The sequence below is a fragment of the Anabaena sp. UHCC 0253 genome (genome assembly GCF_009712085.1).
In the GTDB taxonomy this organism is placed as follows: domain Bacteria; phylum Cyanobacteriota; class Cyanobacteriia; order Cyanobacteriales; family Nostocaceae; genus Dolichospermum.
In genome coordinates this window covers 459,468-462,734 of the sequence record NZ_VILD01000005.1, presented here as the reverse complement: position 1 = coordinate 462,734, position 3,267 = coordinate 459,468, and the positions used below count along the sequence as shown (strand labels likewise).

Annotated in this window: 3 protein-coding genes and 1 pseudogene; 1 reads left to right on the top strand and 3 read right to left on the bottom strand. The window is 36.5% G+C overall.

Going from position 1 to position 3,267, the window contains the following annotated elements; translation table 11 throughout:
* Positions 1 to 192: 192 nt before the first annotated feature.
* Both FJR38_RS16425 and FJR38_RS16420 read right to left on the bottom strand, forming a co-directional pair.
* Positions 193 to 1,107, bottom strand: a complete 915-nt coding sequence (locus FJR38_RS16425; protein WP_168538167.1) for a ribonuclease D — start codon at positions 1,105 to 1,107, stop codon at positions 193 to 195.
* A gap of 305 nt (positions 1,108 to 1,412) precedes the next feature.
* A complete protein-coding gene (locus FJR38_RS16420; RefSeq protein ID WP_168497319.1) occupies positions 1,413 to 1,724 on the bottom strand; it encodes an RNA-binding protein in 312 nt (103 codons plus the stop codon).
* 674 nt (positions 1,725 to 2,398) lie between these two features.
* Between FJR38_RS16420 and FJR38_RS16415 the strand changes: the two genes are divergently transcribed.
* On the top strand, positions 2,399 to 2,851 hold the full coding sequence (locus FJR38_RS16415) for an SRPBCC family protein (RefSeq protein ID WP_168538165.1): 453 nt from the start codon (positions 2,399 to 2,401) through the stop codon (positions 2,849 to 2,851).
* A 57-nt stretch (positions 2,852 to 2,908) separates the two neighbouring features.
* Here FJR38_RS16415 and FJR38_RS16410 read toward each other — a convergent pair.
* Positions 2,909 to 3,267, bottom strand: a pseudogene (locus FJR38_RS16410) (photosystem II q(b) protein); the annotation flags it as partial.

Below are 3,267 nucleotides of genomic sequence, written 5' to 3'. Positions count from 1 at the left end.
ATGATTTCTGGAAAATGCCTACTAAAATCCGTATATGTTAAAAAAATCAAATAGGATTCCTATATCTATAAAATTACTAAAATTTTCTGAAAATTTCTGTTAATTTTGCTATCAGTTTTATAAAATTTTGAATACCAGCATCACTATAATCAAAAATAATTTACAGATTTGATCAGGATTTATCTTTTACCATTAATCTTCCTCAGATTCTTGATGATTCGGAGTTATTTTCCAGTAAGTATTTTGATCAACATTTACAGTTAATTTTTCCAGATTATCCCCTAAATTTTTCCGTACATCTTCGGTTAAAGTAATTGTAAAATCTAAATCAATACCTTGGATTTCCACTAAATTCATCAATTCTTGAAACTGAGTTTTGATGATTTTTCGTTCATAACTACTAAGTTTACAAGATGATGTTTCGGAAATATTTTGTGCTAACATCGCTTTTTTAACCCGTTCTTGTAAATGCTCAAATTCTGATTTCAGTATTTTTTGTTGCTGTTCAATTTCTATATATCTAGCAGTCAATAAACTTAAATCTTCCTGACTTGGATCTATGTTCAATTTTGTCTCTAATGCCAATAACTGTAAATATACTTGGGCTAGGTAAATACAATCAAAATAAGCATATTCTATCTGTTCTTCACTTAATGGTCTTTTCCCCCAATCACTATTTTGTTCTTTTTTGTCAATATTATGAAAATGACAAAGTTCAGTAGCTAAAGTTTTAAGTTGATAATTAGGTAATGGCAGGAGATATGCAGGAATTTTTTTAGCTTTTTCTAAGGTACAGGTAATATTTTTAGCCTTTTTACCTCCTAAAAATTTCACATCATAACGAGCATTATGAAAAACTTTTTCAATAGCATCATTAGTCATAATCCTCTCAACAAAATCAGCAATTAAATCTGGCTGATCCAGAACATCTAACAAATAAACCCTATTACCAGTCATATCTTCAGGATTATTCAATACTTGAATTAGTGATAATCGAGGATAACGACTTTGATAATCAGCAACTTCTGTATCTATCCACAAGATTTTAGCTTGAGTATATTCAGTAATTAGGGAAGAAATTTCCCCAGCAGCAGTAAGATAAGGCATAAGTAAATGCAGGGAAATGTAACTAAGTTATAGTTTCCCAAAGTAACATTTTATGACTAATCATGCTGGCAAGTGCTGCCCTATTATTATGATTATTTTTACTTATAACTTGTGCCAATTTGCCAAAATACCTCTTTGGGAGGATATTTTTTCTCTGCAAATCTGCTAATTCCGACGGCTATACCATCTGATATAAAAAGTCATCTCATCACCTCCCGAAAAAGGAAGTAATGAGATGAATATTTGTTAGCTAAACTTAAATTATCTTAGAAGCGCCTAATTGTCTATTTTAAGTTTATTTAATTTTAGTAGCGGTTATTGCGGAAGTTTCCACCACCGCCGCCACGGTTTCCACCACCAAAAGAACCACGATCTTCTTTAGGTTTAGCTTTGTTTACTTTCAAGTCACGTCCCATCCATTCAGCACCATCAAGGGCTTCAATAGCTTTTTCTTCTTCTGCATCTGAATCCATTTCTACAAAACCGAAACCACGCATTTTGCCTGTTTCACGGTCAGTAGGTAATTGAACGCGCTTTACAGTACCATATTCTGCAAAAACTGCGCTCAGAGCATCTTGGGTAACTTCGTATGAGAGGTTGCCTACATAAATTGACATAGATTAGTTCCAAAATCATAGGAGTGTAGAGATTTAGATTTCGGAGAAAAGTCTGTAAATACCAAAGGTAAAAAGCCTATCAATACTAAAAACAAACGTGGTCGCCGAATTACGTCTCATTTCCCATTATTGCATAACAAATTGATATCTAGGCGGGTAAATTAAAAAAAATTCATAAAAATGTTTTTTATCTTCCAAATGGCGATCGCTCGATGAGGATGCGGGTGCATAGCCTCGTTATAGTGGGTTTATTCCCCTTAATAACCAGCATAACTCTGAATTTTCATCTTTTTCATAGAAATTTGTATATTTTACCAAATATTTCATAATTTGCTATAATAAGCGTGGTAAACTTCACCCGTATTGGTGTCTGATAAGCCTCTGCCCAATAGCATTGCGATTATTGGTAAGCGACTCCGTTGCACAGCATAGAAGCAAGTAGGCACATCTTGATTAATACAAGTCTCCTTCGGGTTTGTCCTATAGCGCGAATAAGCCAGCACCTCATCCAGGACAGTAAAATTTGTAGGGTACAAGGTAAGAATTACATAGTCTGCGGAGGGGCTTCTCGTGGACTTAAAACAAAGCTCAGTTAATGTCTTCATAGAAGAGTCACTGAGAAGCCTATACTTTATGCTTGCATCAGTGTAGGAGTACGTCACGTTTTTCTGTCTATGTTGCACTTTAAACATTCTTCAATCATTAACGCACCAGTAGAGATAGTTTGGAAATTCCACGAAAGACCGGACATACTGCAACTACTAACACCTCCTTGGCAACCTGTACAAGTTATCCGCCGTGAAGGAGGACTAGGAGCAGGAGCGATGACGGAATTTCGGCTTTTTCTGGGTATTTTACCCTTAACTTGGTTAGCACGTCACACAGACTATGAAAAATATCGTCTGTTTACAGATGAACAAATATCTGGACCTTTTGAGTCTTGGGTACATCGTCATGAGTTTACAGAAGAAGAAGGAAAAACTAGAACTAGATTAACCGATAATGTTACCTATTCCATTCCTGGTGGTGATGGAGTGGAATTTATTAGTGGTTGGTTAATACAAGCACAGCTAGAAGCTATGTTTCGCTATCGGCATTATGTGACTAAACGAGAATGTGAGAGGTGAAAACAAAAAAACGCCCCCCGGAAGGAGAGCGTTTTTAATTTAACTAGACTCTAGTTATTAACCGTTGATAGCAGGAGCAGTTAAAGCTACAGGAGCAACATCAGCAGCAGCCAAGTCTAGAGGGAAGTTGTGAGCGTTACGCTCGTGCATTACTTCCATACCTAAGTTAGCGCGGTTGATTACGTCAGCCCAAGTACCGATGACGCGACCTTGAGAATCAATGATGGATTGGTTGAAGTTGAAGCCGTTCAAGTTGAAAGCCATGGTGCTGACACCTAAAGCGGTGAACCAGATACCGATGACAGGCCAAGCAGCTAGGAAGAAGTGAAGTTGACGGCTGTTGTTGAAAGAAGCGTATTGGAAAGATTAAAGCGACCGAAGTAACCGTGAGCAGCAACGATGTTGTAGGTTTCTTC

Coding starts and splice junctions, on each gene's coding strand:
- FJR38_RS16420 (WP_168497319.1), bottom strand. CDS start 1,724: ATGTCAATTTATGTAGGCAACCTCTCATACGAAGTTACCCAAGATGCT.
- FJR38_RS16425 (WP_168538167.1), bottom strand. CDS start 1,107: ATGCCTTATCTTACTGCTGCTGGGGAAATTTCTTCCCTAATTACTGAA.
- FJR38_RS16415 (WP_168538165.1), top strand. CDS start 2,399: ATGTTGCACTTTAAACATTCTTCAATCATTAACGCACCAGTAGAGATA.